Origin of the sequence: Moraxella sp. K02 (assembly GCF_041154755.1) — a bacterium.
Taxonomy (GTDB): domain Bacteria; phylum Pseudomonadota; class Gammaproteobacteria; order Pseudomonadales; family Moraxellaceae; genus Faucicola.
On record NZ_AP031590.1, the window covers coordinates 2,061,813 to 2,086,992 of the forward strand.

Annotated in this window: 12 protein-coding genes; 4 read left to right on the plus strand and 8 right to left on the minus strand. The window is 43.5% G+C overall.

Features of this window, described 5'->3' with window-relative positions; genetic code table 11:
• The first annotated feature begins 76 nt into the window (after positions 1-76).
• On the plus strand, positions 77-5,353 hold the full coding sequence (locus tag ACAM39_RS09350) for a hypothetical protein (protein WP_369627478.1): 5,277 nt from the start codon (positions 77-79) through the stop codon (positions 5,351-5,353).
• Positions 5,350-6,237: a hypothetical protein gene (locus ACAM39_RS09355; RefSeq protein WP_369627479.1), complete on the plus strand. Its 888-nt coding sequence runs from the start codon at positions 5,350-5,352 to the stop codon at positions 6,235-6,237. Before ACAM39_RS09350 ends, ACAM39_RS09355 begins: the two co-directional genes overlap by 4 nt.
• 180 nt (positions 6,238-6,417) lie before the next feature.
• Here the strand turns inward: ACAM39_RS09355 and ACAM39_RS09360 are convergent, their stop codons facing one another.
• Positions 6,418-7,080 carry a hypothetical protein gene (locus tag ACAM39_RS09360; RefSeq protein WP_369627480.1) on the minus strand — a complete coding sequence of 221 codons (663 nt, stop codon included), beginning with the start codon at positions 7,078-7,080 and terminating at the stop codon, positions 6,418-6,420.
• A gap of 208 nt (positions 7,081-7,288) precedes the next feature.
• On the opposite strand from ACAM39_RS09360, the gene metH reads away from it, so the two are divergent.
• Complete coding sequence (gene metH, locus ACAM39_RS09365; RefSeq protein ID WP_369627481.1) at positions 7,289-11,056, plus strand: methionine synthase; 3,768 nt, start codon at positions 7,289-7,291, stop codon at positions 11,054-11,056.
• A gap of 17 nt (positions 11,057-11,073) precedes the next feature.
• Positions 11,074-14,988 (plus strand): N-6 DNA methylase, encoded by a 3,915-nt coding sequence (locus tag ACAM39_RS09370; protein WP_369627482.1) that lies wholly within the window; start codon positions 11,074-11,076, stop codon positions 14,986-14,988.
• Positions 14,989-15,077: 89 nt separating this feature from the next.
• Here the strand turns inward: ACAM39_RS09370 and ACAM39_RS09375 are convergent, their stop codons facing one another.
• From ACAM39_RS09375 to epmB, 7 genes are all read right to left on the minus strand, one after another.
• Positions 15,078-17,174, minus strand: a complete 2,097-nt coding sequence (locus ACAM39_RS09375) for a transglutaminase TgpA family protein (RefSeq protein WP_369627483.1) — start codon at positions 17,172-17,174, stop codon at positions 15,078-15,080.
• Entirely contained in the window at positions 17,144-18,160 is a 1,017-nt protein-coding gene (locus ACAM39_RS09380) for a DUF58 domain-containing protein (protein WP_369627484.1), read from the minus strand. The genes ACAM39_RS09375 and ACAM39_RS09380 overlap by 31 nt, the downstream gene beginning before the upstream one ends.
• 95 nt (positions 18,161-18,255) lie before the next feature.
• Entirely contained in the window at positions 18,256-19,215 is a 960-nt protein-coding gene (locus tag ACAM39_RS09385; protein WP_369627485.1) for an AAA family ATPase, read from the minus strand.
• A gap of 84 nt (positions 19,216-19,299) precedes the next feature.
• The gene (locus ACAM39_RS09390; RefSeq protein WP_369627486.1) at positions 19,300-19,740 is read right to left on the minus strand and encodes a c-type cytochrome; all 441 of its coding nucleotides are present in this window, start codon (positions 19,738-19,740) and stop codon (positions 19,300-19,302) included.
• A 42-nt stretch (positions 19,741-19,782) separates the two neighbouring features.
• Positions 19,783-21,972: a GGDEF/EAL domain-containing response regulator gene (locus ACAM39_RS09395; RefSeq protein ID WP_369627487.1), complete on the minus strand. Its 2,190-nt coding sequence runs from the start codon at positions 21,970-21,972 to the stop codon at positions 19,783-19,785.
• A gap of 203 nt (positions 21,973-22,175) precedes the next feature.
• Positions 22,176-23,942, minus strand: a complete 1,767-nt coding sequence (locus ACAM39_RS09400; RefSeq protein ID WP_369627488.1) for a hypothetical protein — start codon at positions 23,940-23,942, stop codon at positions 22,176-22,178.
• Between the two features lie 154 nt (positions 23,943-24,096).
• Positions 24,097-25,098, minus strand: coding sequence for an EF-P beta-lysylation protein EpmB (gene epmB, locus ACAM39_RS09405; RefSeq protein ID WP_369627489.1), 1,002 nt, complete (start codon positions 25,096-25,098; stop codon positions 24,097-24,099).
• Positions 25,099-25,180: the final 82 nt, after the last annotated feature.

Consider the following 25,180-nt stretch of genomic DNA (forward strand, 5'->3'; position numbering starts at 1 on the left):
AACAGTTAGGTGTGATTAAGTCACACCTAACCCACCCAACTTTTATAAATTTATTTTGATAAGTGAGAAAGTATTAATGACAAATCATCGTCATAATTCGACTAGATATCACAGCTTGGGTAAGCTTGGCTTACTTGCGAGCAGTATCTTGCTTATCCAAATGAATCCTGCACTGGCAGCAAACGGTCGTAATATTATCCAGATTGATAATACCGCAGATGCCAACTATGTGGTTGATAGCCATGAAGGCATTGTTAATACGATAAAATCAAACACGACCCGTGTTCAAGCTTTTTCTTTGCCCAAATACGACATTACTCTCACTCAGCCACTCACTATCACCATCAAACCTGGTAATGAAGTCCAGTGGCAAAACACCTTAGAAAACACAGGGACTTTTGATGCCAATGTTGCGGTCAGCTTTAACACGCCCAACACGCTTTCAAACTTCCAAGTCTATATTGATGCCAATAACAATGGCATTATTGATAGCAATGAAACCGAGCTACAGCCTACGATAAGTATCGCGGCAGGCGAGCAAATTCATCTGATTGTCAAAGCATTGACCAGCACCGAGCTTAAAGATGGCGACACAGTCGATGTACCCATCACCGCCGTAGTCCAAGAAGATAACACCGTACAAGCTAGCGCAACGGATAGCTTAGTGGCTATTGTGCCAAGCATTTTATATAAAGACCCAACTTACCAAAACAACTTAAGTCAAACCTCTGCTGGACAACCTGTCTATATTGAAGTCGGTCTTGCCTACTGTAATGCCAATCCAACACAAGTTGACAATGTATGGCTCAATGTTACTTCTAGCAAAACAGGCGATACCATTCGTCTAAAAGCCGTTGAAACGGGCGTCAATACGGGTAAATACCGTATCTCAGCCCCTACCGAGCTCAATGCCAATGCCATTGCCGATGTCGTCATTCAGACATTGGATGGTGATACTTTAACGACCCAAGCCGATAAGTGCGAAAGTGCCGATGGTAGTACTACTGGGGTGATTTCAGACAAAATCTTAACATCAATCAATGTTATTAACACTCAAACCACGTTAAGCATTAGCAAAGAAGCGAATGTCAAATCTGCTGAAATTGGTGATTTTGTTGATTACACCATCAATGTCAAAAACGTGGGTAAAACCGATGCGGCAGACGTGGTGGTCAAAGACGATTTACCTTTAGGTTTTACCTATGTCAAAAACTCGGTCAGAGTAGATGGTCAAAAATACACGCAAGATTTTGCCCAATCTGGCAAGTACATGACATTGGGTTTAAACAGCCTAAAAGCCAATGAAACCAAAAAAGTCACCTATCGCGTCGCTTTGGGGTCTAATGCTGCCTCAGGCACAGGCACCAACATCGCATTTGCAGAAGGTAAAGACTCATTAACTGGCAGTGTCGTTCAATCGCCCCTAGGTGAAGCGCATATTGACGTAACAGCTGGCGTATTAAACACCGATGGCATTATCATTGGTAAAGTATATGCTGACCTTAACCGAGATGGCATTCAACAAAAAGCGCAAAACGAATTGGGTGTTGCAGGTGTTCGTCTTTATCTAGAAGATGGTACCTTCGTTGTCACAGACAGTGAAGGTAAATACAGCGTGTATGGCATGAAAGCCAAAACCCACGTTATCAAACTTGACCGTACCACGCTACCGCGCGGTGTTGAACTTATCGAACAAACCAATCGTAATGCAGGCGATCCAGGGAGCCGTTTTGTTGACTTAAAATTTGGTGAACTGCATCGTGCAGATTTTGCGATAACCGATGGGATCGACAGCAATGATAACCAAGGTCATGCTGTATTAATTAGCGATTTGCAAAAACGCGCCAAACAAATTGCGATTAAAAATGATGCGTTAGAGCAAGCCATCAAAAAAGATCTGGCTTTAGAGCCTACTTACACGGTTGATAACGACACCAATATTGAAGCCTCTGGCTGTAAAAACCCCAATATCGCTGATGGTCAAATCAACTGTGAATCCGTGATTACTGACAAGACAGCGCCCGTCAAAAAAACGGGGCAGCTAGAAGTACATACCCTTGCACCTGTCAAAGCGCCTGAGATTGAAAAAGCCTTGTCTACAGCCGATGACAAGCGTATTGAAGGCGTGACAGCCGATGCAGATTTCTTAAATTTGATCAATAACCAACGTGTCGATAGTACAAAAATCCGTGTTCAAATTAAAGCTCCCAAAGGCGCGAGCACGCAATTATTGGTTAACAATCACCCTGTTGATGTAAGCTTGATGGGTAAAGAAGTCGCTTGGGATAAAGAAGGCATCTCAGGGTTTGATTATTTTGCAGTACCGTTACAACGTGGCAATAATACCCTTTCGATTCGTGCAACAGATAGCACAGGCAAAGTCGTTTCTAGCAAATCTATCAACGTATATGCACCCAACCAAATTGCAAATATTACTACCGTTAATCAATCAAACACCGTAGAAGCGGATGGTATTAGTGAATATCAAGTGGTAATTCGCCTAAATGATACCGATCACGGTCAGTATGCTGCGCCTGCTACGGTATCACTTGATACGGATATCGGTACCATTGTCAGTAATCAGCCCGCTCATGGTAAAGACCAAGCTGGCATTCAAATGGTGGCTGAAGGCGGTGAACTGCTCGTGAGCGTCCGTGCTCCCACCAATCCAGGCAAAGGCAACTTGGTGGTCAAAGCCGGTAATTTACAAAAAATTATCCCTATCCAATTCGTGCCACAACTTCGCCCGATGATCGCAGCAGGTATTGTTGAAGGGGCGATTTCCTTTAACAACCTTGGCTCAACTATTGAATCCGTCAGCAACAATGACGGTTTTGAAGAAGAATTACGCAGTCTATCAGGCAATGATAGCGATAAAACCAGTACGCATGGTCGTGCCGCATTTTTCTTAAAAGGCAAAGTGCGCGGCAATATGCTATTGACCATGGCGTATGATTCCGATAAAGACAAAAAAGATCGTCTATTTCGTGATATTGACCCCGATCAATACTATCCTGTGTATGGTGATGCCTCTGCCAAAGGTTTCGATGCCCAGTCTAGCGAAAAATTCTACGTGCGCTTAGACAAAGGCCGCTCATTCGTGATGTATGGCGATATCAAAACCCATATCGACAACGAAGAAGGCTTATCGTTAGGTCAATATGACCGTACCTTAACAGGTGCAAAAGCGCACTACGAATCCGATAAAGCCAAAGTCACTGCCTTTGCGGCACAAACGAGCTCAAGCCAACATGTCACAGAAACTCGTGGTTTGGGTATCTCAGGTCCTTATCCTACTGGCGTCGACTTCGCTGATTTCCTACTCAACAGTGAAACCATCGAAGTACTGGTTCGTGACCGCAACAACCCAGGTACCATTATCTCTCGTCAAGCGCTCAACCGTTATAGTGACTACGATTTTGATAGTGTTAGCAAAGCTATTTATCTACGCGCACCGATTGCTAGCACGGATATTGATGGCAACCCCATTTATTTGCGCGTGACCGTTGAAGCCGATGATGTTGGTGAAGACTATACCATTGTCGGTACCGCTGGTAACTATCAGCTCAATAAACGAGTGAATATTGGCGCAAGTTATGCCCAAAGTGACGACCCTACCAATAACGAAAAACTCTCAGGGGTGAATAGCGTTGTTAAATTTAACGATAAATTAAAACTTATCGCCGAGGTTGCCCATTATGATTCGGATAAAATCAATGATTCACTTGCATCAGCCATTAATGTTCAAAGCTTAAATTCAGAGACATCAGGTGATGCGGCGCGCGTTGAATTGACTTATAAAGACAAAGCACGCGATGCCAAATTGTATTACAACCAAGCCGATGAAGGCTTTACGCCTGCAACTTCACCCATTACTGCTGGGCGTACTGAGACTGGCTTGACGGTCAATAGCCGTATTAATGATAAAACCTTGCTAAAAGCTGAAGCTATACAAACTAAAGACCACACCAATGACAGCCAACGTCAAGGTGCGACGGTTAGTATTGAGCGTAAACTCAGCAACATCTTGACAGGTGAGTTAGGCATACGTTACTACGAAAAAGATGCCAAAGCGGCTTCCACCAATTATCAAGAAGTGGTCAATACCGATGACCTTAATCAGTCATTGACTTCAAGCGTGACTAACAATGACAGCAATTATCAAGGTACGACGCTTCGTGGTAAATTGACTGCGGATTTACCAAGATTGAATAAATCAAAAGTGTTTGTCGAATACGAGCAGGATATTGATGATGCTAGCCGTAATGCGTGGAGTGTTGGTGGTGAAACGAGCCTATGGAATAAAGGTCGCCTATATGCGCGTCACGAATTGGCTTCAACCTTAACCGGTGATTATGGTCTAGATAGTACAGATGAACATCAATCAACCATCATCGGGGTAGATGCCAACTACATGAAGGACGGTCAAGTCTTTAGCGAATACCGTGTCAAAGACGGCATATCCTCACGCGAATCCGAAGCGGCAATTGGCTTACGCAATAAATGGAAAGTGCAAGATGGCGTTTACGTCAATACATCATTTGAACACCTTGAATCTATGCAAGGTGAGAGCGACAACACAGCAACAGCAGCAACGGTAGGTATTGACTACTTAGCCAGTGATAAATATAAAATGAGTGGGCGTGTTGAAAAACGTTGGGGCGTACAAACCGACACCTTGCTAACTAGTTTTGGTTATGCCAACAAAATCAATGATGACGTTACCTTGCTAGCCAAAAATATCTATTCGCTGCAACAAGATAATGAGCAAAATAAAGAGCGCACTATTGATCGGTTCCAGTTGGGTGTGGCTTATCGTGACTACGATAATAACATCAGCGACCATCTAGCAAAAATTGAATATCGCTATGACAATAACGGTCTAGACGCAGATAGCCCTTACAAAAAAGAAACCTATATTGCTTCTTTACATAGCAACTATCATCCTGTACGCCGCTTGACTTTATCGGGTCATTACGCGGGTAAATACAATGAATTGACCATGGATGGCATCACCAGTGATAGCACCTCTCAAGTATTATCCGCTCGCGCGATGTATGATATCAACGAACGTTGGGACGCGGGTATCCAAGCGGGTACCATGTGGAGCGATAATGACTCACGTAATTATTTAATCGGCGCCGAGGTGGGTTATACACCCATGGCAAATCTGTGGGTTTCTGCAGGTTACAACTTCAAAGGCTATCATGACGATGATATCGCCAGTGGCAGCGACAACCAACAAGGCGCATATGTCCGCTTACGTTATAAATTTGACGAAGATTTATTTAACAAAAAACGCCCTACTGTCAATAGCCGTATGATGGCAGATGATGAGGTTGCTAAAAAATGAAATTAAACCCAATTCAGGCTTGTGTCTCGGCTGCGTCTTTCTTCGCTCATCCATCGGTATCAATTTGCTCTGTCGCTATCATGATAAGTATCATGGCAAGTCCTGCTCATGCTCAACTAGCCAGCCAAGCAGTGCCTACCCAATATAAACCAGGGGCTTATTGTTCAAGTGATACAAAAGCCATTGTACCTGTTATAGCTAAAGGCACCCAAAATAAAGCCTTTGTCGCAGATGTTTTTTGTATTCGTGAGCAGCTACAGCCTTATCAAGCTGAGCACCAGCCAATTAATACTCGCTTTCAAGCTTATAAAGCCGATGCGTGGCTAAGCTATGTGGCACATGAAAGAAATGAAGCCAGCCTCACCAAAGCAAGTCGTTATGCGCTGGCTGAAGCGTTAAGTATTGTTGAAGCGTTAAAAACCAATCAAGTTGACAAACTGCCTTTGACGGCAGATATTCCGCCGACATCAGGTTTGCAGCGTTCCGATCTTTGGGCAAGTCTGTTGACCATTAAACAAACGCCTGCGTTTACCCCGCTCGTCAAAACGGTAGCCGATAGTGAAGTCAAATTGATTTGGGCAGAAGCGGAATTTTGTGAGTTTGGTTGGCGTCATTCTCGCGAACATTATAGTGCTGCTGATCGCTGGGTCTCTGCAGCTGAATTAACCGCACTTAATACAGCAGGTGTTAATAAACAAGCTTTTAGTGATATAAAAAGTCAGTATTTGGCACTTACAAAACCGCTTGCTGCTACAGAGAATAGTAAAGATAGCTGCCGTGGCGCTGCCCTGCCTTATGTTGAATTACCAAAAATCGTCGTACCTGAGCCTATCCCGCAACCTTTGACACTGCCTGTTGTTGTACCTGTTGCATCCCCTAATTGAACTCAACATTGCGTCCAAACCTGCCATTGTAGGATAAAGTGCCCAACACAAAGCGGACAACGATAATACGTTGTCCGTTTTACATTTGACCTAGCGTTGATTTTTGTATTTTTAGGCCTAGTTTACTTATTGATTATTAATTGCTGCATCTACCAGTATCAATGAGTGTTTGACTGGTGACTAGCCCGCGCTTGATTTATGCTTTATTAATTTATTTATTTTGTTTAATAAATACATTATAACAGCGGGTAACACAAACAGAATCAATAACCATTGATCACCTTTGCGACGCCTGGCCGCGATGGCTTGAACGCCTTTATCATAATCAGCAATGCTATAAAGCGCTTGGTCGGCCACCCTCATCTCATAGACGATCAACCCATACGGGTAGTCCTCAGCATAGTGAATGCTGGCCGTATGTCCAGCCAACGGGTAGGCTTTTGGGCAACTCGAATGATAACCGTCGGTTTCCAAACAGCGAAAGCGCTTGCCATTTAACACCAAAAACTCATCACGGCTGCTGCCGGATTTGCTCTGGGCAAATACCAATTCGGTAGGTTGTTTGGGCAGTGTAGCGGTGATGGTTTGCCAGTCTTTTTGTTCAAGTGGCGTGTCAGTGATGGAGAAAAAATGGGCAATAGCAATGGCCATCAAGGCAATAACGGCATGGCTGGTGAAAAACTCCCTTAAGCTTGGCAGGTCTTTGGGCGATTTTGCAGCATAGCCAACCACCATAGAAAATGTGATTACGGCAATGATACCAACGGCCAATAAGTAATTGGGCGCAAAATAAAAAGCGATGATGACGGCTGCGACATTATAAAGCTTGGCAATCGTGACCAATATTGAGTATAAGTTATTGGACATATTACTAACTAAATTTGGGTTTGCTTTATCCTTCCACAATAGGCCGTCCGGCTCAAGTTAAATTTTTTGTAAACTTTCACTTCAACCGCTTATTCCACAAATCTAACGATTGAGCGGCGACAAAATGTTATAATCGACTTATTAACAGATACCTATGACAATTTGAATCAGGACAAGCCTTTCGATGAGTATCAGCACCAGTAACGCACCTACCAGTCACAAACCCCACGATCCAGCCAATTTTCAACTCACACCCCCTGGCAGTTTTCCGTATCAAGACCGTCAAGCCACCAATAAAGTCCGTTTAGCTGACTTGTTAAAGCAGCGGATTTTATTCCTTGACGGGGCGATGGGGACAGAAATCCAAAACTATAAACTCATCGAGGCAGACTACCGCGGTGAGCGATTTGCCAATTTTGGACGTGACGTCAAAGGCAACAATGACTTATTGGTACTGACCCAGCCGCATATCATCCGTGATATTCACCGCTCGTATCTCGAGGCAGGCGCAGATATCATTGAAACCAACAGTTTTAATGGCACACAAATTTCGATGGCAGATTACGGCATGGAAAATCTCGTCTATGAGATTAACAAATCCGCCGCCGCCCTTGCCCGCCAAGTGTGTGATGAAGTCACTGCAACAAACCCAGACAAACCTCGGTTTGTCGCAGGCGTGATTGGTCCCACCTCTCGCACTTGCTCGATTTCACCCGATGTCAATGACCCCGCCTTTCGTAACGTCACCTTTGATGAACTTGTTGATAACTACACTGAGGCGACTTATGCTTTGATTGAAGGCGGTGCCGATATCATCTTGATAGAAACCGTGTTCGATACCCTAAACGCTAAAGCAGCGATTTTTGCGGTGACGGGCGTGTTCGAGACCATTGGGTTTGAATTGCCGATTATGATTTCGGGCACCATTACCGATGCGTCGGGACGTACGCTGTCGGGGCAAACTGCCGAGGCATTTTATAACTCAATCCGCCACGCCAAGCCGATTTCGATTGGGTTTAACTGTGCGCTAGGCGCAGATGCGTTAAAACCGCATATCAAAACCTTGTCGGATGTGTGCGAAACTTTTGTGTCCGCTCACCCCAATGCAGGCTTGCCCAACGAGTTTGGGGAATATGACGAAACGCCTGAGCAAACTGCCACCATGGTTGCCGACTATGCCAAGTCTGGCTTGGTCAATATCGTGGGCGGCTGCTGTGGTACCACGCCCAAACATATCGCCAAGATTGTCGAGATGACGTCACCCTTTGCCCCACGCCAACTGCCAGACTACAAGCCAGCTTGCCGATTGTCGGGACTCGAAGCGTTCAATATCACCCGTGACAGCCTGTTTGTCAATGTCGGTGAACGTACCAATGTCACAGGCTCAAAGAAGTTTTTGCGTCTGATCAAAAACGAAGAATACACCGAAGCGCTAGACGTGGCTCGTGACCAAGTCGAAGGCGGCGCCCAAGTCGTTGATATCAACATGGATGAAGCCATGCTAGATAGCAAGGCGGCGATGATTCACTTCGTTAATTTGGTTGCCAGTGAGCCAGATATCAGCCGTGTACCGCTGATGATTGACTCGTCAAAATGGGACATCATCGAAGCGGGTCTTAAATGCACGCAAGGCAAATCTGTGGTCAATTCGATATCGTTAAAAGAAGGCAAAACAGAATTTGTGCAAAAAGCCAAGCTATGTCAGCGTTATGGGGCGGCGATTATCGTCATGGCGTTTGATGAAGACGGACAAGCGGACAGCTTTGAGCGTAAAATCGAAATCTGCAAACGCTCATATGATATTTTGGTTGATGAAATCGGTTTTCCGAGCGAAGACATCATCTTTGACCCCAATATTTTTGCCGTCGCCACGGGGATTGAAGAGCATAACAATTACGGCTTAGACTTTATTAATGCCACCCGATGGATTACCGACAATTTGCCCAACGCCATGGTCTCAGGCGGTGTGTCGAATGTGTCGTTCTCATTTCGTGGCAATCCCATTCGAGAAGCCATTCACGCCGTGTTCTTATACCATGCTATCAAAAACGGCATGACCATGGGCATTGTCAACCCCGCCATGCTAGAGCTGTATGACGATATCGAGCCAGACGCTAGAAACGCCATTGAAGACGTGATTTTGAACCGCAACCAAGGCGAGTCGGGTCAAGATGCCACCGACCATTTGATGCAAGTGGCAGAAAACTATTTGAGCGGTAAGAAAAAAGACAGCACCGTCGATTTGTCATGGCGTGAATTGCCCGTCGAAAAACGCATTGAACACGCGTTAGTCAAAGGGGTAACCACATATATCAATGAAGACACTGAAGAAGCCAGGCTAAAATTCCCCCGTCCCTTAGACGTCATCGAAGGACCTTTGATGGACGGTATGAATGTGGTCGGTGACTTGTTTGGGGCAGGCAAAATGTTCCTACCGCAAGTGGTAAAATCCGCCCGTGTGATGAAGCAAGCGGTGGCATGGCTTAATCCGTATATCGAAAAAGAAAAAGTTGCAGGCGAAACCAAAGGCAAAGTGCTCATGGCAACGGTGAAAGGCGATGTGCATGACATCGGCAAAAACATCGTCGGCGTGGTGCTCGGCTGTAATGGCTATGACATCATCGACTTGGGTGTGATGGTGCCTTGTGAAAAAATCCTACAAGTCGCCAAAGATGAAAACGTCGATATCATCGGCTTGTCAGGCTTGATTACCCCAAGCCTTGATGAAATGGTGTATGTCGCCAAACAAATGCAGGAGCAAGGCTTTAATCTGCCTCTACTGATTGGGGGTGCGACGACTTCAAAAGCCCATACCGCGGTAAAAATCGAGCCCAACTATCAAAACGATGCGGTTGTTTATGTCGCCGATGCCAGCCGCGCAGTGGGCGTAGCGACGACTTTACTATCCAAAGAAAAACGCGGCGATTTTATCAGTGAGCTGCGTCAAGAGTATGGCGAAGTCCGTGAACGTCTTGCCAATCGCCAACCCAAAGCGGCGAAGCTGTCGTATGCGGAATCGATTGAGCAAGGTTTCCAATACGACTGGGCGAACTACACGCCGCCTAAGCCCAACCAATTAGGACAAGTCATTTTGGACGATTATCCGTTACAAAATTTATTGCCTTATATCGACTGGACACCTTTCTTTATCTCTTGGGGATTGGTCGGCAAATATCCCAAAATCTTTGATGATAGCATCGTCGGGGAGGAAGCCAAAGACTTATTTGCCAATGCCCAAGCCATGATTGACAAATTAATCAAGGAAAAATTGGTCACAGCTAAAGCGGTGTTTCGACTGAGCGCTGCCCAACGCCCAAGCTCAGACACGGTGCAGGTACTTGACGAGCAAGGCAATGTCGTGCATACCTTTGAGCATTTACGCCAGCAATCTGATAAAGCCAGTGGTAAACCTAATTACAGCCTAGCGGATTTTATCAGTCCTGAAAAAACTGATTATCTCGGCGGTTTTACCGTGTCATTGTTTGGCGCAGAAGCACTTGCCAATGACTATAAAGCCAAAGGCGATGATTATAGTGCCATCATGGTACAGGCGCTTTGCGACCGCTTTGCTGAGGCATTTGCTGAGCATTTGCACGAGTTGATTCGTAAAAAGTATTGGGGCTATCAAGCGAGTGAAAGCCTAACCAATGATGAACTCATCAAAGAAAAATACGTCGGTATCCGCCCTGCGCCGGGTTATCCTGCCTGCCCTGACCATACCGAAAAAGGCAAGCTGTTTGACTGGCTTGACACCACCAACGCCATCGGCACCTATTTGACGGAAAGCTATGCGATGTACCCTGCGTCTAGTGTGAGTGGGTTTTATTATAGCCACCCAGAGAGTGATTATTTTAATGTCGGTAAAATCAGTGAAGACCAGTTGGAAGATTATGCTAGACGTAAGGGTTGGGATAAAGCTACAGCAGAAAAGTGGCTAAATCCGAATTTATAAGTTAAAGAGTGAGCTTTATGATTGACCCTGATAATTTTAAACAAGTCCTAATTTATCTAGGATTTACTGAAACAAATAATATTTTTACTAAGTCTTTTAACAATCAAGTTTTTTTAACTGCAGACTTCAATAACAATACCCTTATTTACCCTGAAGATAAGGGTATGACGATTAACGAAAGACAAACTTGCAACTTTTCACAAAAAGAGAATTTCGTTGTTTTTGAATGTGTGCATCGTTTGCTCAATCAAGGGTACAAACCTGAGCACATAGAACTTGAGCCAAGATGGCAATTGGGTCATGGGGCAAGTGGTGGCAGAGCTGATATTTTGGTAAAAGATAACAGCAACAATGCTTTGTTAATCATTGAATGCAAAACGGCGGGAACAGAATTTAACAAAGCATGGGCAAAAACCTTGCAAGATGGCGGGCAGCTATTGAGCTACGTTCAGCAAGAAGGTACAACCCAATTTGTCAGCTTATACACCTCAGACTTGGTTGATAGGACGGTTCAAGCTAAATATTATCTAATTTCTCTAAAAGACAATGATGAATTGGTGGCAACGCTTGAGCAGGATAGTGATGCGTCAATTTTGACATTTAGGGAAGCCAAAACCCGTACCGTTGAAACGATTTATCAAGCTTGGAAACAAACTTATCAACAGGATTTTGCCACCAAGGGCTTATTTGAAGCAGGTTTGCAAGCTTATCAAATTGGCAAAACTGAATATAATTTGCAAGATTTAGCAGTAGTCTCAAGTCAAGATATTCAGGGCAAATATCATCAGTTTGCAACTATTTTACGTCAACACAACGTATCGGGGCGAGAAAATGCTTTTGATAAATTGGTAAATTTATTTTTATGTAAAATTGTTGATGAAAAAAATAACCCAAATAAATTACATTTTTATTGGAAAGGGATTAGTTATGACAATCCTTTTGATTTGCAAGACCGCTTACAAGCTTTGTACCAAATCGGGATGCTTCAATTTTTAGGCGAAGAAGTCACCTATATCAAAGATACGGACGTCGAGCAGGCTTTTCGATTTTATAAAAACGACCCGAACGAAACACAAAAAGCCATTCGAGAAATGTTCCGTAAGCTTAAATTTTTTACCAATAATGACTTTGCCTTTATCGACGTTCACAACCAAAAACTGTTTCAACAAAACTCAGCTGTCTTGTTAAAAATGGTACAAATGCTACAAGATATTCGCCTAACCACCGAGCAAGAAAATCAGTTTTTAGGCGATATGTTTGAGGGCTTTTTAGACCAAGGTGTCAAACAATCTGAGGGGCAATTTTTCACACCCATGCCAATTGTGAAATTTATCCTCAAGTCTCTGCCTTTAGCTGATGTCATTCACAACAGCGATGATATCCCAAAAGCCATTGATTATGCGTGTGGTGCTGGACATTTTCTCAATGAATACGCAACCGAAGTTAAACAGTTACTTGAGCAAACAAAGAGCGAACATATGCCTAGCGAATTTTATGCTCAAACCGTCGGTATCGAAAAAGAATATCGACTTTCAAAAGTGGCAAAAGTATCAGCATTTATGTATGGGCAAGATGATATTCAAATTGTCTATGCAGATGCTTTGGCAAAAAATGATGATATCAAACATCATACTTATAATATTCTCGTTGCCAATCCACCCTACAGCGTAAAAGGATTTTTAGATACATTATCACCCACGGACCGTAGGCAATACCGTTTAATTAATAGCATTGAAGAAAAAAGCTTTGATGTTAATAACGCTATAGAAACTTTTTTTATCGAACGTGCAGAGCAACTACTCAAAACAGATGGGGTTGCGGGTATCATTGTCCCCTCATCCATTTTATCAAAAGGCAAAGCCAATAGCACTAGCCAAAGTAAAAACGTGTATGTCGCTACCCGTGAGATTCTATTAGAAAATTTTGATATCGTGGCGATTGCAGAGTTTGGCTCAGGTACATTTGGCAAAACAGGAACAAATACAGTCACTCTTTTTTTACGCCGTAAAACGGTGACAGACCCAACTCAAGCCAATCATTATCGTCAGCGAGTGAATGATTGGTTTAATCCGTTTGAAAATCCACAAAACTCAACTATTTATGCTGATGAGCATTTTATTCGTGAGTATTGTGAACATTTGGATTTGAATTTAGAGGACTATAGAACGCTATTACAAGGTCAGCCCAATGATGATTTGCTCACAACAGAATACTTCACTGCTTATCAATCTGCATTTGATAAATCGACAGAAATTAAAAATCTAAAAAAATCAAAACTATTTAAGCAAAAATCCGAAACTGAAAAAAAATATGAATTATTAAAACGGTTTGTCAATTATTTGCAAAAAGTTGAAAAAGATAAATTGTATTATTTTGTGTTGGCTAGCACCAATCCGCAACCTGTTTTGATTGTCAAAAGCCCAAGCACAAATAAAGAGATGAAAAAGTTTTTGGGTTATGAATGGAGTAGTGCCAAGGGTAATGAGGGGATTAAGTATCTTGGCGGTGTCATAGATTTGCCTGTATTAGAAACAGTAGATGATGACAATGCAAGTGAGATTGAAGATGAAGATAGTCGTATTTTGCAAAATATGTTTAGTTTAAATTCAATTAATACGCCATTATATGACCCTAAAAATAATGATAATCCTGAAAAAATCAATTACTTGATTCGTGAGAATTTTCTCAAAAACCCTGTGGAAATTCCAGAATCTTTGAAAGATTTTGTCACGCAGGCAAGATTGATTGATATGCTTGACTTTTCAGTCGTAGATTTTAATAAAGCTTTAAGTTTAACACCGAAAAGAAATCTACATATAAGTACGAAATGGGATATAAAGTTATTAGGGGACTTAGTCGCAATAAATTCTCATTCTATCAATCCAGAAAACTACCTTAATGAAAATTTTATTTATATTGATATAGATAGTGTTGGTAAAGGTTCAAATCTAGTAAAACTTGACAATACTTTATTAGGTAAGGATTTACCTAGTAGAGCTAGGAGAATTGTAGAAAGAGACTCAATTGTAATATCAACTGTTAGACCCTATTTGAAGGGATTTTTATATATAGATTTTGAGCCTAAACAAATGGTATTTTCTACAGGATTTGCGATTTTAAAATCCTTAGATACCCAAGTTTTGAATAATAAATTTATTTTTGAATTGTTTTTTAATTCAGATGTAGTAATGTTCCAAATTCAAAATGCTATGCCAAAATCATCATATCCAAGTATCAACTCTGAGGATATTAAAAACTTCAAAATTCCTTTACCACCAATTGATATCCAACAAAAAATCATTGATGAGTGCCAACTAATAGATGACGAAGTGAATCAAGCCCGACAAGCCATTGACCAAGCGAATCAACAAATTAACCAACTATTTGCTAACAGCCTTAATAATACAAGCACAGCAAAACGACTGAGCAATAATGAAGACTTTGAAATAGGAATCGGCAAACGAGTACTCGCTAACCAAATTGAAGAGCAAGCAAAAGACGGCTACCTGCCTGTCTATAGTGCCAATGTTTTCGATATCTTTGGTTACATCAATGATAGTATAATTGATAACTTTGAATTACCTTGCGTATTATGGGGTATTGATGGCGATTGGATGACCAACTACTTACCTGAAAACTACAAATTTTACCCCACTGACCATTGTGGCTATATCCGAACTAAAACCGATGACATCAACCCAAAATTTTTAACATGGCTACTTTATCAAGCAGGTCAAAGAGAGCGATTCTCAAGAAGTCATCGAGCTTCAATTGAACGCATCAAAAACTTAACGTTATCTTTCCCTAGTATAGATATTCAAAATGCAGTCGTTGAGCAAGTTATCATTTTTGAAAATCAAATTAAAGATTTACAAAACGTTATCAATGAAGCGCATGATAAAAAACGGGTGATAATCGAATCTTATCTTTAACTATAAAAAGGGGGTAAGGATTTTTTCTCGCTCCCTATTTTATAGACAATATCGCATAATCAATAGTGACAACGAGCAAGTATTGAATATTAATGGGGTTTTTTTAGCGCAATGGTTTTCGCCAACTTGTCTAATTGCCGTATGGGTTGTTTGTTATCCGTGGGCTGCTGATAGCGGATTTGGCGATATAGCGCGGCAAGTGCTTGCAGGGCTGCCTTATCGCTGACTTTTGGCTCAAGCCGAATAAGCCAAGCCAGTACCCCTTCACTATCCTGCCGGGCAAGCGTTTTGTCTTTTTTTGCCAAGCGATTGGATAACTGTACCATAATCCAATCATGCTTATCCCACACCCGGCGGCGACGCCACCACAGCCACAATCCCAATAGCGCAAGGACGCTGACAAGGGTGACAAACATCACCATCACTTGCTGATAGACAGATTGGATATTGAGCCATTTGAACAGCGATGACCGCTGGCGGTCTTGATCATAGCCGACCACATCGCGTTGCCAATAGTAGCTAGCTTGGTCAAACAAGCGGCGCGCTTGCTGCAGCATTTGAAACTGCTGATAGCTAATTTGCCCTGCCACGCCCTCACCAAACATTTTTGCCCCAGCCGTTTGGGTGACAGTGTCCATACCCTGCTCGACCCGATTGGGTGCGACAAAGCCCGTAGGATCTACACGCACCCAGCCGCGCCCTTGCACCCAAATCTCGCTCCATGCATGGGCATCCATTTGCCGTACTTCCCAGCTTTTGCCATCACGCCCTAACTGCCCACCTTGATACCCGGCTACCACCCGAGCAGGCACACCTGCCGCTCGCATAAGGTAAGTAAAAGTTGACGCATAATGCTCACAAAACCCTGCACGGGTAGCAAATAAAAAATCATCGATGCGATTATTACCCAAGGTAGGGGGTGATAAGGTGTAGCGAAACTGCTGGCTACGCATCCACTGGGCAATGGCGTTGGTATAGGCAATCGGGTCATCACCTGCTTGGTGGTACAGTCGCTGCGCAAATTGGCGACTTTGCGGATTGCCGCCTGCTGGCAACGCTAAATTAACCTGACGCTGCTGGGTGGATAAGGCTAAATTGATAGGCGCATCATCCAACCAATGCACTTGATAAGTAAACCGCTGATTGACAGTGTCCCAATACCGCAGGGTAAAATCCGACGTCAGCCCAATGCCTTGTTGGTTGGTTATCGGATAATCAAGCCCAAACAACCAATTTTGCCCCGTCTGCTCCAAAATCACCCGATAGTCAGGGATAACGGCTAAGGTAAAGCGTTTACTCAGCTTCAACGTCGGCAACAACCAATCAGCAAACGGCTGATCGGGCGTCCAAAGCGAGGTGTTAGGATTGGCTCGCCAGGTGGTGCCATCAAAATCAGAAAATACCAAACCGCGCCAATATAAATTTTGTTGGCTTGGCTGATTGCCTAAAAATTCTACCCGAAACGCCAATTCAGTCGATTGACTGAGGTTGGCAAAATCGCCCGGTGACATACTATCTGACATGCCGGTCTTTGCTTGCGCGCCGCTCAAATGCACCGACCATAATGGCGGCAATCGGGGAGAAAATAAAAACAGAATAATGGTCAAAGGAATCGCTTGACCGACCAATAAACCAAGCGTGCGGTAGCGTCCCGTACCATCATCATTTTGCGCAATCATGGCAAACAGCACGACCATCGTGCCAATCGCCACTTGTAGCGTTGTCATCAAATCTTGGTTGATTAAGAACAGCCCTGCCAATACAAACAGTGATAAACTCAGCACCACATAGCCATCACGCCTGGTATGCAATTCTAGTAGCTTACTGACGGCACACAGTAGCAAAAACGCGATACCGACATCCAATCCAAAGGCGGTACGATAGGTCAAATACAGCCCCACCAAACTTGCAATGAATCCTGTGTACTGTATCAACTGTAATGAGCGCGGACGATACAAAGCGTTGGGCAACCAACGTCGCAGCGGTTGCAATTGAAAGATGATAATAAAAAAGGCGTACACCGATAGCCAAATGGGTAAGTTTTTGACGTGAAAAGCCACAATCAACAGTTGAGACAGCAATATCCACTGATACGCCGAGATTTGGTTTAGGCGCTGAGATAAGGTTAAGCTAGCGCGATTCGGGTTAGGGCGACTCATGGCGTTTTTGCCAATCTTAGCAAACATTGCTGACGAAATGCTTGTCCTTCACCTATTGCGCCTTCACCATCCGGCAGGCGCAATTGAAAAGCGATTTGGCTTTGGCTCAAACTATCCACCCCGTAGCGCAGCTGACTGAGTTTTTCTTCATGCGTCACCGCAGGCATTTGATAGTAATCAAGCAATTGCTGCTGCCCCACACTCTCTACAAAACGTTTTGACATGAGTCCTTGCCCGCGCGCAACATGCGCCCACGAAATACGCGCCAATGATTCCCCTGGAACATAATTATCCAGCTGGTCAAAATCTTCCTGCCCTGCTTGGGTGTGTAAGGCAGCGGTTTGTTCATCATCAGATGGCACAAACTGACGCGCTTTCATCTCATAGCTCAGTGGCGCAGGATACACCCACGCGTGTCCTTCAAAAAACACATACGACCAAGCTTGCAAAATCCCTAAGGGATATAGGGTACTCACCGTGAGCCTGGGTAACACAAATTTGCCGCGTTTGTCGGCTGTTAACCATAAGCTCACCTGTTGCGGCGCTTGTATTTGACTGACCAACAGCCAATCATTTGGTGCGGACTGTGCATTGGGTTTGCGGTGTATCGGCTGTTTAAAGTCAAAGGCGTTGTTGGCAAAACTTAACCGAATTTGCCGATGCGGCTGCCTTGACTCACTACTAATCTGCAGCCGCACTTGCACTTTGCCACCCACTTGCGTGTCACTGATATCCACTAATTTGATTTGCAACCCTGCCAAGTGGGCAAAGGTATAATGGATGGTCACGACCAATAGACTACCCAACAAAAAGCACAAACCCAACACCAAATTATTGGCGTAATTAATCCCTGCGACGAAGAGGATAATGAGTAAAAAAGCATACAGCAATCCTTCTTTACTCAAAAAAATATATACGTTGCGCAGGTTGAGGGTGATATCGCGGCTGATCGGCGCTCGACGCTTAAACCATGTTTGCAAGTAGTTTTCAAGTCGCTGGCGAATGGCAAACATGATAGGCGCGGGCTCTTAATTGGGATAATTTAATCGGATAATAAAATACAGTAATGAGAAATTTTTTAACGCTAAAACACGTTGTACATCATGGTTTACACCAGTACTGGCACTTGGCGTAACAACTGGGTGGCAATCGATTGCGGCTGCTCACCGCCCAACTGATTAAACGGAATAAAAGCTTGCCCCAAGCGATGATCAACAACGGCAGCAAATACCGCTTGGATATCTTCTGGCGTCACTTCATTGTAGCCACCCAAATAAGCAAAGGCTTGTGCCGCTTGCTTGAGCGCTAGCACACCACGGGTAGATAGACCATGATAGTCTCGGCTCTCACGCGTTTTCGCTACCAATCGCTGCAAGTAGTCAATCACGACATCCGCGATATAAACCTCTTTGGCTTGCGCTTGTGCCTGCTGCAATGATTGGGTATCTAACATGGGGGTAATTTGGCTCAGCATTTGACGTCTATCTTTACCCAGTAGCAACTCTCGCTCTGCATTAACCGAGGGATAACCCAGCGATAAACACATCAAAAACCGATCCAACTGTGACTCAGGCAAAATAAACACACCAGATTGCTGCGTCGGGTTTTGGGTGGCAATCACAAAAAAAGGTTCAGGGAGTTTCCGCGTTACCCCATCTTGCGACACTTGCCGCTCTTCCATCGCCTCTAACAGGGCAGATTGGGTTTTTGGGCTTGAGCGATTAATTTCATCGGCAAGTAACAGCTGACAAAATATCGGGCCTGGCTTAAATTCAAACGTGCCAGTATCGGTTTTATACAGCGAAATTCCTAAAATATCGGCAGGTAGCATATCGCTGGTAAATTGCACCCGATTAAAAGATAACCCCAAATGGTTGGCAATCGCGTGCGCCAGCGTGGTTTTACCCATTCCTGGTAAATCTTGAAGCAGTAAATGACCATTGGCCAATAAACAAGCAACCGCCAGCTTCACCACGGCAGGTTTATCCAACACGATCTCATTAATACTCACCAACATGGCTTGCAATCGTTGTTGTAACAGCTGATTGTCTAAGTTACCCATCACCATGTGGTCTATCCTTTAAAGGTTTAAATGTTGTTTATTAATCATGTTCACTAAAAATGTCACTTAAAGGCATAGCCACAAAGCGATTTAACGAAGCGTCGAGATATAAGCAATAATATCTTGGCGGACTTTGGCATCAGCAATCGGGTCAGAACGCATACGCGTTCCTGCGATGGTTTGTTTTGGATGTGCGATATATTTATCCAAATTTTCCGCTGTCCACGTCATATTGCTGTTTTTTAGTGCGTCTGTGTATTGATAATCGGTTAATAAGGCGGATTTTGCCCCATAAATACGCAGTAATTGTGGGCCTTTCTCGTTATTTCCTGGCTGTAGCTTGTGGCATTTGAGGCAGGCTTCTTCGTATTGCTTTTTACCGTTATCGGCATCCCCTTGGCTATAAACTGGCAAGGTAACTGCGGGGCGCTGAGCGGGTGGCTGATGCTGGCACCCTGTCGCAATGACGATACAAAGACCCCATCCTAGCATAGCCAATGGTTTGGTTTTATTAATGATTGTTTGGTGCATGTTGGCTAACTCGTTTTTACTTTATAAATTCAGCGCTTGGATTTAGCTGGTTTCATTCTCGATGTGCATGGTGTCACTGGCTTTTTGCAAATATGCCCCTTGCAAATAACGCGCACCGACTGTCCACGCCGCTGACATAGCGGCAGGGTCTTCAATAAAGGGCATCAAACAACTGGAGCCACGCTCAGTGATTTCGCGCACCACCGTTGCCACGGTATTGACATTGTCATTGTTGCTCAAATCTTTGATATAACTGCGATCGAGTCGTACCAGCTGTGGTTTGACAAATTCCAATACTTCCATCGCATTGACCGCCGAGCCAAAATTATAGATACCTAGGTGACAACCTATTTGGTTAAGCTCATTACTTTGTTTGGCTGCCACCGCCAGATAATCAATTACCATGGTTTCATTAAACTGTAATGTCAATACCCCGCGCTCGCTGGTACCTAATGCTTGAATCAATCGACTCATAAAGCTTGGCAAGGTAGCATCTGCTAGTGATATCGGGCTTAAGTGCACTAATAATCGGGCACTGGCATCGACCTCATGACGGTAACGTTTTAAGTCTTTACAGGCTTGAATTAACACCCAACGGTCGATTTTATCCATTAACTGATGTCTGGTCGCCACCTCTAAGAATTTATCAGGTGCCATTAAGCTGCCATCGGCTAGCGGCAGGCGTAAAAACACCTCAAACATGTTACTGACATCATTTTCAACGTCATAAATCGGCTGATATAATAATTTAAATTTGCTGTGTTCTAGCGCATCACGTAGCGATTCGTACAGTGCACTGTCATCACTGCTGGCAAAACTACTTGGGTCATATAGATAGAATAAATCTTTATCGTCGTTGCTGTCTTTATTGGCTTTGGTTGCTAGGCTGACGGCTTGGATGACACGGTTAATAATAGTATTGGTATCAGGTGCACTGGCGTTGACTAAGGTTGCACCAATCGTTACCGTGGTCTTAACCGTACGATGACCAATTTCAATAATAGTGCTATTAATATCGGCAACCAATTTTTGTCCTAACGCTGTCAAATCTTGTTGTCGCATATTAGGGATAATTAGCATAAACATGCTATCATTAAACCGGCTCAAATAGCCATTTTTCACCCGCTCTACCCCAACAATCTCAGTGAGATGTTGCTCAAGAATATTGGCAACGGCAACCACCACCCCATCAATCCCTTCAATCCCCACACTGGCATGGATTTTACCAATATTATCGACGCGTAGCGCCATCAACCCCACAGATAGGTTTTTCTCAACAATCACGTCACGCAATCGGTTAAACAGTCTTTCAAAACCATGACGATTAAATAGCCCTGTGATTGAGTCAATGCGTTCCATCGCCTCAAGTTTTTTGGCAAGCTCAGCGCTATTGGCTTGTTCATTGGGCTGGATAATGACTTGTAGACACGGCTGACCGTCATAGGTAGCAGTCGCTAACTGCAGCTTAGCCGCGAAAGTAGTATTATCTTTTCTCACACTTTCAAATTTAAATTCGACGTTTTTACGGTTGCCTTTTTCAAAGTCTTTTAAAAACGTTTTAAAATCTTGAATATTGTTGCGCGCAATCAAGTCAACAACGGGTATCCCCATCAATTCATCGAGCGTTTTAAATCCAAACATTTCAAGATAGGGCTCATTGGCATAAATATGTAAACCATCTTCAATATAAGCCACTGCACTCTTGGAGTTTTTAATAAGAATATTGGCACGCTGTTCGGCATCGCTCAATACCATTTTTAGGCGCTCAAGCTCGCGCCCTAGTTTATGGTGCTCGTGTTCACGGCAGATACGAATGGCCATGCGCAGTAACTTATTTTTGCGCAAAGCATCCGCTGCACCCCAATAGGTATATAAAGGTAATAACTTATGGGTTTTATCAGGGTCGCTAACAAGCTGGGTCTGGGCTTGCTCAGTGGCAGTTAATGCCTCAGGGTAAGCAGTGGCGTCATCAGGCAACAGAGCGATGACGGGGATGTGAGCCTCGTGGGCTTTTAAAATCTCTTTGACGTCTTTAAACGATAAATCATACGCATTCCCCATCAAAATAATGTCCCAAGACTGGCGCAATAACTTTATCAGCTCGTCTTTGGCATCCAAAAATCCTAAATTAACCTGTTTATAATAATGTTTTTCTAATAACCCAACCAAATGTTCGGCATACAGCTGGTTATCATCAATGATTAACAGGTTGAGTTGTTTTTGTTTTTGCATCGATTAACTATCCCATTAAACGCTTGGTTTATAGAGCACTAAGCAAGCTATTATAAGCGAATTTTTTGATAAATTATTTATAATATTAGATTCAATTTCTTATTATATGATTAATCAATCAAAACGGCTATAAAGATATGAAAATCTTTTATTTTTAATGGGTTAGATGTAATTTGACAACTTTTGTTGCCATTTTTTAGTGATTAAAACTGAATTCTCACAAAAGCGTATTCTTCGATATCATCAGTCATATCAAGTAGCTCAGTTAAACGCACGTTAATTTCTTTGTTATCAATACGTATTACCAGCTTATCTGCCACTTGGTAGCCAAAGCGCGCCATTAGCAAGCGGGTCTGGCTATCAGCGTTGTTTGGGGCGGTTGGAATTATAAATGCCGCAACAAAATGTGGCTGACGGCTACCGGCATTTTGAAAGCGCACGCCACAGGGAATCGCATTTTGACAATGCACTTGCACTTGTGATTCAATTTCTAAGTAGGTCTTGTTGGTCGGTTGCCCAGCTGGCGTATCCATAAAACCCTGACGGTTGTCTTTAATGTAGCCGAGCTGCCAAGTTTTTGAACCATTAACCTTTCGCATCGCAATCAAGGAATTGACCTGCAATTGACTCAGCGGGTGATAGCTATCGCCACGGCTGATGCTCGGATATTGGTCAACGAGCTGATTGTGGTAGCTAAACACATACGACAGACACATAGATTGGGGATTTTCTTTGTTAAGCGCGACAACGGTATATTTTTTAAGATACTCAGTATTTTGAGTTTTGGGTTTTAACCGCTCAGGGAGCTCATTGGCCTGAATGAGATTGCCCAAGCTGGTTTTATTTGCAAGCATATAGTGGATATTATTAAAGCCGAGCACGACTTCACATTTTGCATGGCTATGATAATACTCTGCCGCTGGTTTTAACCCATCTTGCAGATTATTCAATACCAATTTGGCCTGACGCGCGCTATTTTTTATCTCAGCATCGGTGCTGATTTGACCTTGGGTAATGGTTTGATGCAAGCGTTTAAATAACCGACTAAACATCATAAACAGGCAGTTGCTAGTTGCTGCAAAGGGATTGAATGTATCATCGACTGCTAGCAGTTGGGGCGGCTGTTTACCTTCTAAATCAATATATAGGTAAGGTTTTTCAACCAAATCTTTACTGATAATAAGCTCTTTTATCAACTGGGTACTTACTTTTTGAATGGCTAAAATATCGGCACGCCGACAAGCATACGGATTGGTGACCGCCACCATCAAGCAGTGAAAATAAATAGCCTCAATCGATAGCGGTGCGTCCTGTTTGCTATATTCATTGGCAGAATGCAGTTTGACTGGCAGGGTGATAGATTGCCAGTGATTGGTAACCGCAAATCGATAGCAGGCATTCAGGTATTGCCAAATCACCTGTGTATCTTTACGATAGCCGATATATTTTTCAAACAGCGATTGGCGCAGTAATAGCATGATACTATATAGGCAGCGCTGAATGACTTGGGTAGGGGTAAGGGATTGAGGTTTGTGACGAAATAAGCCAGTGATGCCTTTTTTATCAGCCACTTCAGGGCGAGCCGCTGCACGTTGCCAGATGACATGGTAAAACATGATGCCCAGATAATGCACCGATAATACGGTATCTAAGCCTTGCTGTTTTTCTTCATCCAAAATCCCTGGCTGGGTTTGGTAATTCACCCGTAATTTGCCGAGTAATACGCTGACGGCTTTATTAACCTCCTCAAACAAGGCAAAGCGTTTGACGTCGTCGATATCGGCAAACATCAACTGGTTGATCACGAATTTATATTCGTCATACATTTCACACGCCGACATACGATTAAAGTGCATCTGCCAATCGGTTGTATCCTGCAATGAACTCTGCGTCACTTTAAGTTCAATAGGACTAGTCGGTGTATCGTTTATACGCTGTAAGAAATCGTCTAGTGTGAGATCCGTAACCATTTTTTTGCACCCAAATGCACAACATTTTTCGACTTATTTAGCAACAATAAATAACACAAAATCCACATTTTATCTAGCTATTTTAAGATAATTGCACTATTTAACAGACAAATAACAGATAAGCCGTTATTTAGTTGTTGTTTTTCAACGAATTTTAGTGGTTATACAAGTCAATGGGTGTTTTAAATGGCTTATTAGGTAATTCTCGTACTAACTTTGGCACCAAGTAGCCAGCACATTTGGCGAGTAATTCCCAGTACAGAGCGACTGCTTGCTCATCTGAAATATAGAAATGGCTCGCCCCGGCAACTTTATCAAGCACATGCAAATAATAGGGTAATACGCCCGCTTGCCATAATTTTTCGTTTAAGCTTGCAAGCGTATTTGCATCGTCATTAATCGACTTGAGTAGCACGGTTTGGTTAAGTAAAGTAACACCCGCTTTTTTTGCCTTACCCAAAAATATTTGTGTTTCTTGGTCGATTTCATTGGGGTGATTGGCATGAATCACCATGACGATGTGACAGCGGCTGCTGGCAAATCGCGCAAGTAACGGCTCATCTAAGCGCTCAGGAATCATCACAGGTACACGGGTGTGGATACGGATGGTCTGCACTTGCGGTAGTGCTTCAAGGGTGGTGAAAATCTCCAATAAACGACGATTGCTCAGCGATAACGGGTCGCCGCCGCTTAAAATCACTTCATTGACCGCGGGGTGCGCTGTGATATAGGCGCTGATGGCTTGCCAATCGTTGTGGGTCGGTAGATTCTCGTGGTAGTCAAAGTGCTGACGAAAACAATAGCGGCAATTGACCACGCAAGCCCCGGTGACAGGAATCAGCACCCGTGATGCATATTTATGGATGATGCCTTTGACGGGATTGGCGTGTTGTTCATCGAGTGGGTCGGTGACAAAACCGGTGACTTGTATCGTTTCTTGAAACGTCGGTAACACTTGCTTAAGCAGCGGGTCATGGATATCGCCTTTCCCCATTTTTTGCACAAAGCGGCGTGGCACTTTTAGCGGAAATTGACCGACCTGACTATCAAAACTATCTATCGGCAAATCTAACGCTTGCGCTAATTCAGTAAAGCTGGTGATGGTATCAGAAAACGCATTTTGCCAGTTTTTTTGTGTCGCCAAATAGTTTATCATATAGTGTTTATCCAATTGTCAATGCCGCTTGCTGATAACGCCTGTCGGTGGTAGGGTTACAGCGCAGGCAGCGCGTTTTTAG

What these genes read in the sequence shown, in the direction of transcription:
- ACAM39_RS09355 (WP_369627479.1), top strand. Translation starts at nt 5,350, where the DNA reads ATGAAATTAAACCCAATTCAGGCTTGTGTCTCGGCTGCGTCTTTCTTC.
- ACAM39_RS09350 (WP_369627478.1), top strand. Translation starts at nt 77, where the DNA reads ATGACAAATCATCGTCATAATTCGACTAGATATCACAGCTTGGGTAAG.
- ACAM39_RS09370 (WP_369627482.1), top strand. Translation starts at nt 11,074, where the DNA reads ATGATTGACCCTGATAATTTTAAACAAGTCCTAATTTATCTAGGATTT.
- ACAM39_RS09380 (WP_369627484.1), bottom strand. Translation starts at nt 18,160, where the DNA reads ATGTTTGCCATTCGCCAGCGACTTGAAAACTACTTGCAAACATGGTTT.
- ACAM39_RS09390 (WP_369627486.1), bottom strand. Translation starts at nt 19,740, where the DNA reads ATGCACCAAACAATCATTAATAAAACCAAACCATTGGCTATGCTAGGA.
- ACAM39_RS09400 (WP_369627488.1), bottom strand. Translation starts at nt 23,942, where the DNA reads ATGGTTACGGATCTCACACTAGACGATTTCTTACAGCGTATAAACGAT.
- ACAM39_RS09375 (WP_369627483.1), bottom strand. Translation starts at nt 17,174, where the DNA reads ATGTTTGCTAAGATTGGCAAAAACGCCATGAGTCGCCCTAACCCGAAT.
- metH (WP_369627481.1), top strand. Translation starts at nt 7,289, where the DNA reads ATGAGTATCAGCACCAGTAACGCACCTACCAGTCACAAACCCCACGAT.
- ACAM39_RS09395 (WP_369627487.1), bottom strand. Translation starts at nt 21,972, where the DNA reads ATGCAAAAACAAAAACAACTCAACCTGTTAATCATTGATGATAACCAG.
- epmB (WP_369627489.1), bottom strand. Translation starts at nt 25,098, where the DNA reads ATGATAAACTATTTGGCGACACAAAAAAACTGGCAAAATGCGTTTTCT.
- ACAM39_RS09385 (WP_369627485.1), bottom strand. Translation starts at nt 19,215, where the DNA reads ATGGTGATGGGTAACTTAGACAATCAGCTGTTACAACAACGATTGCAA.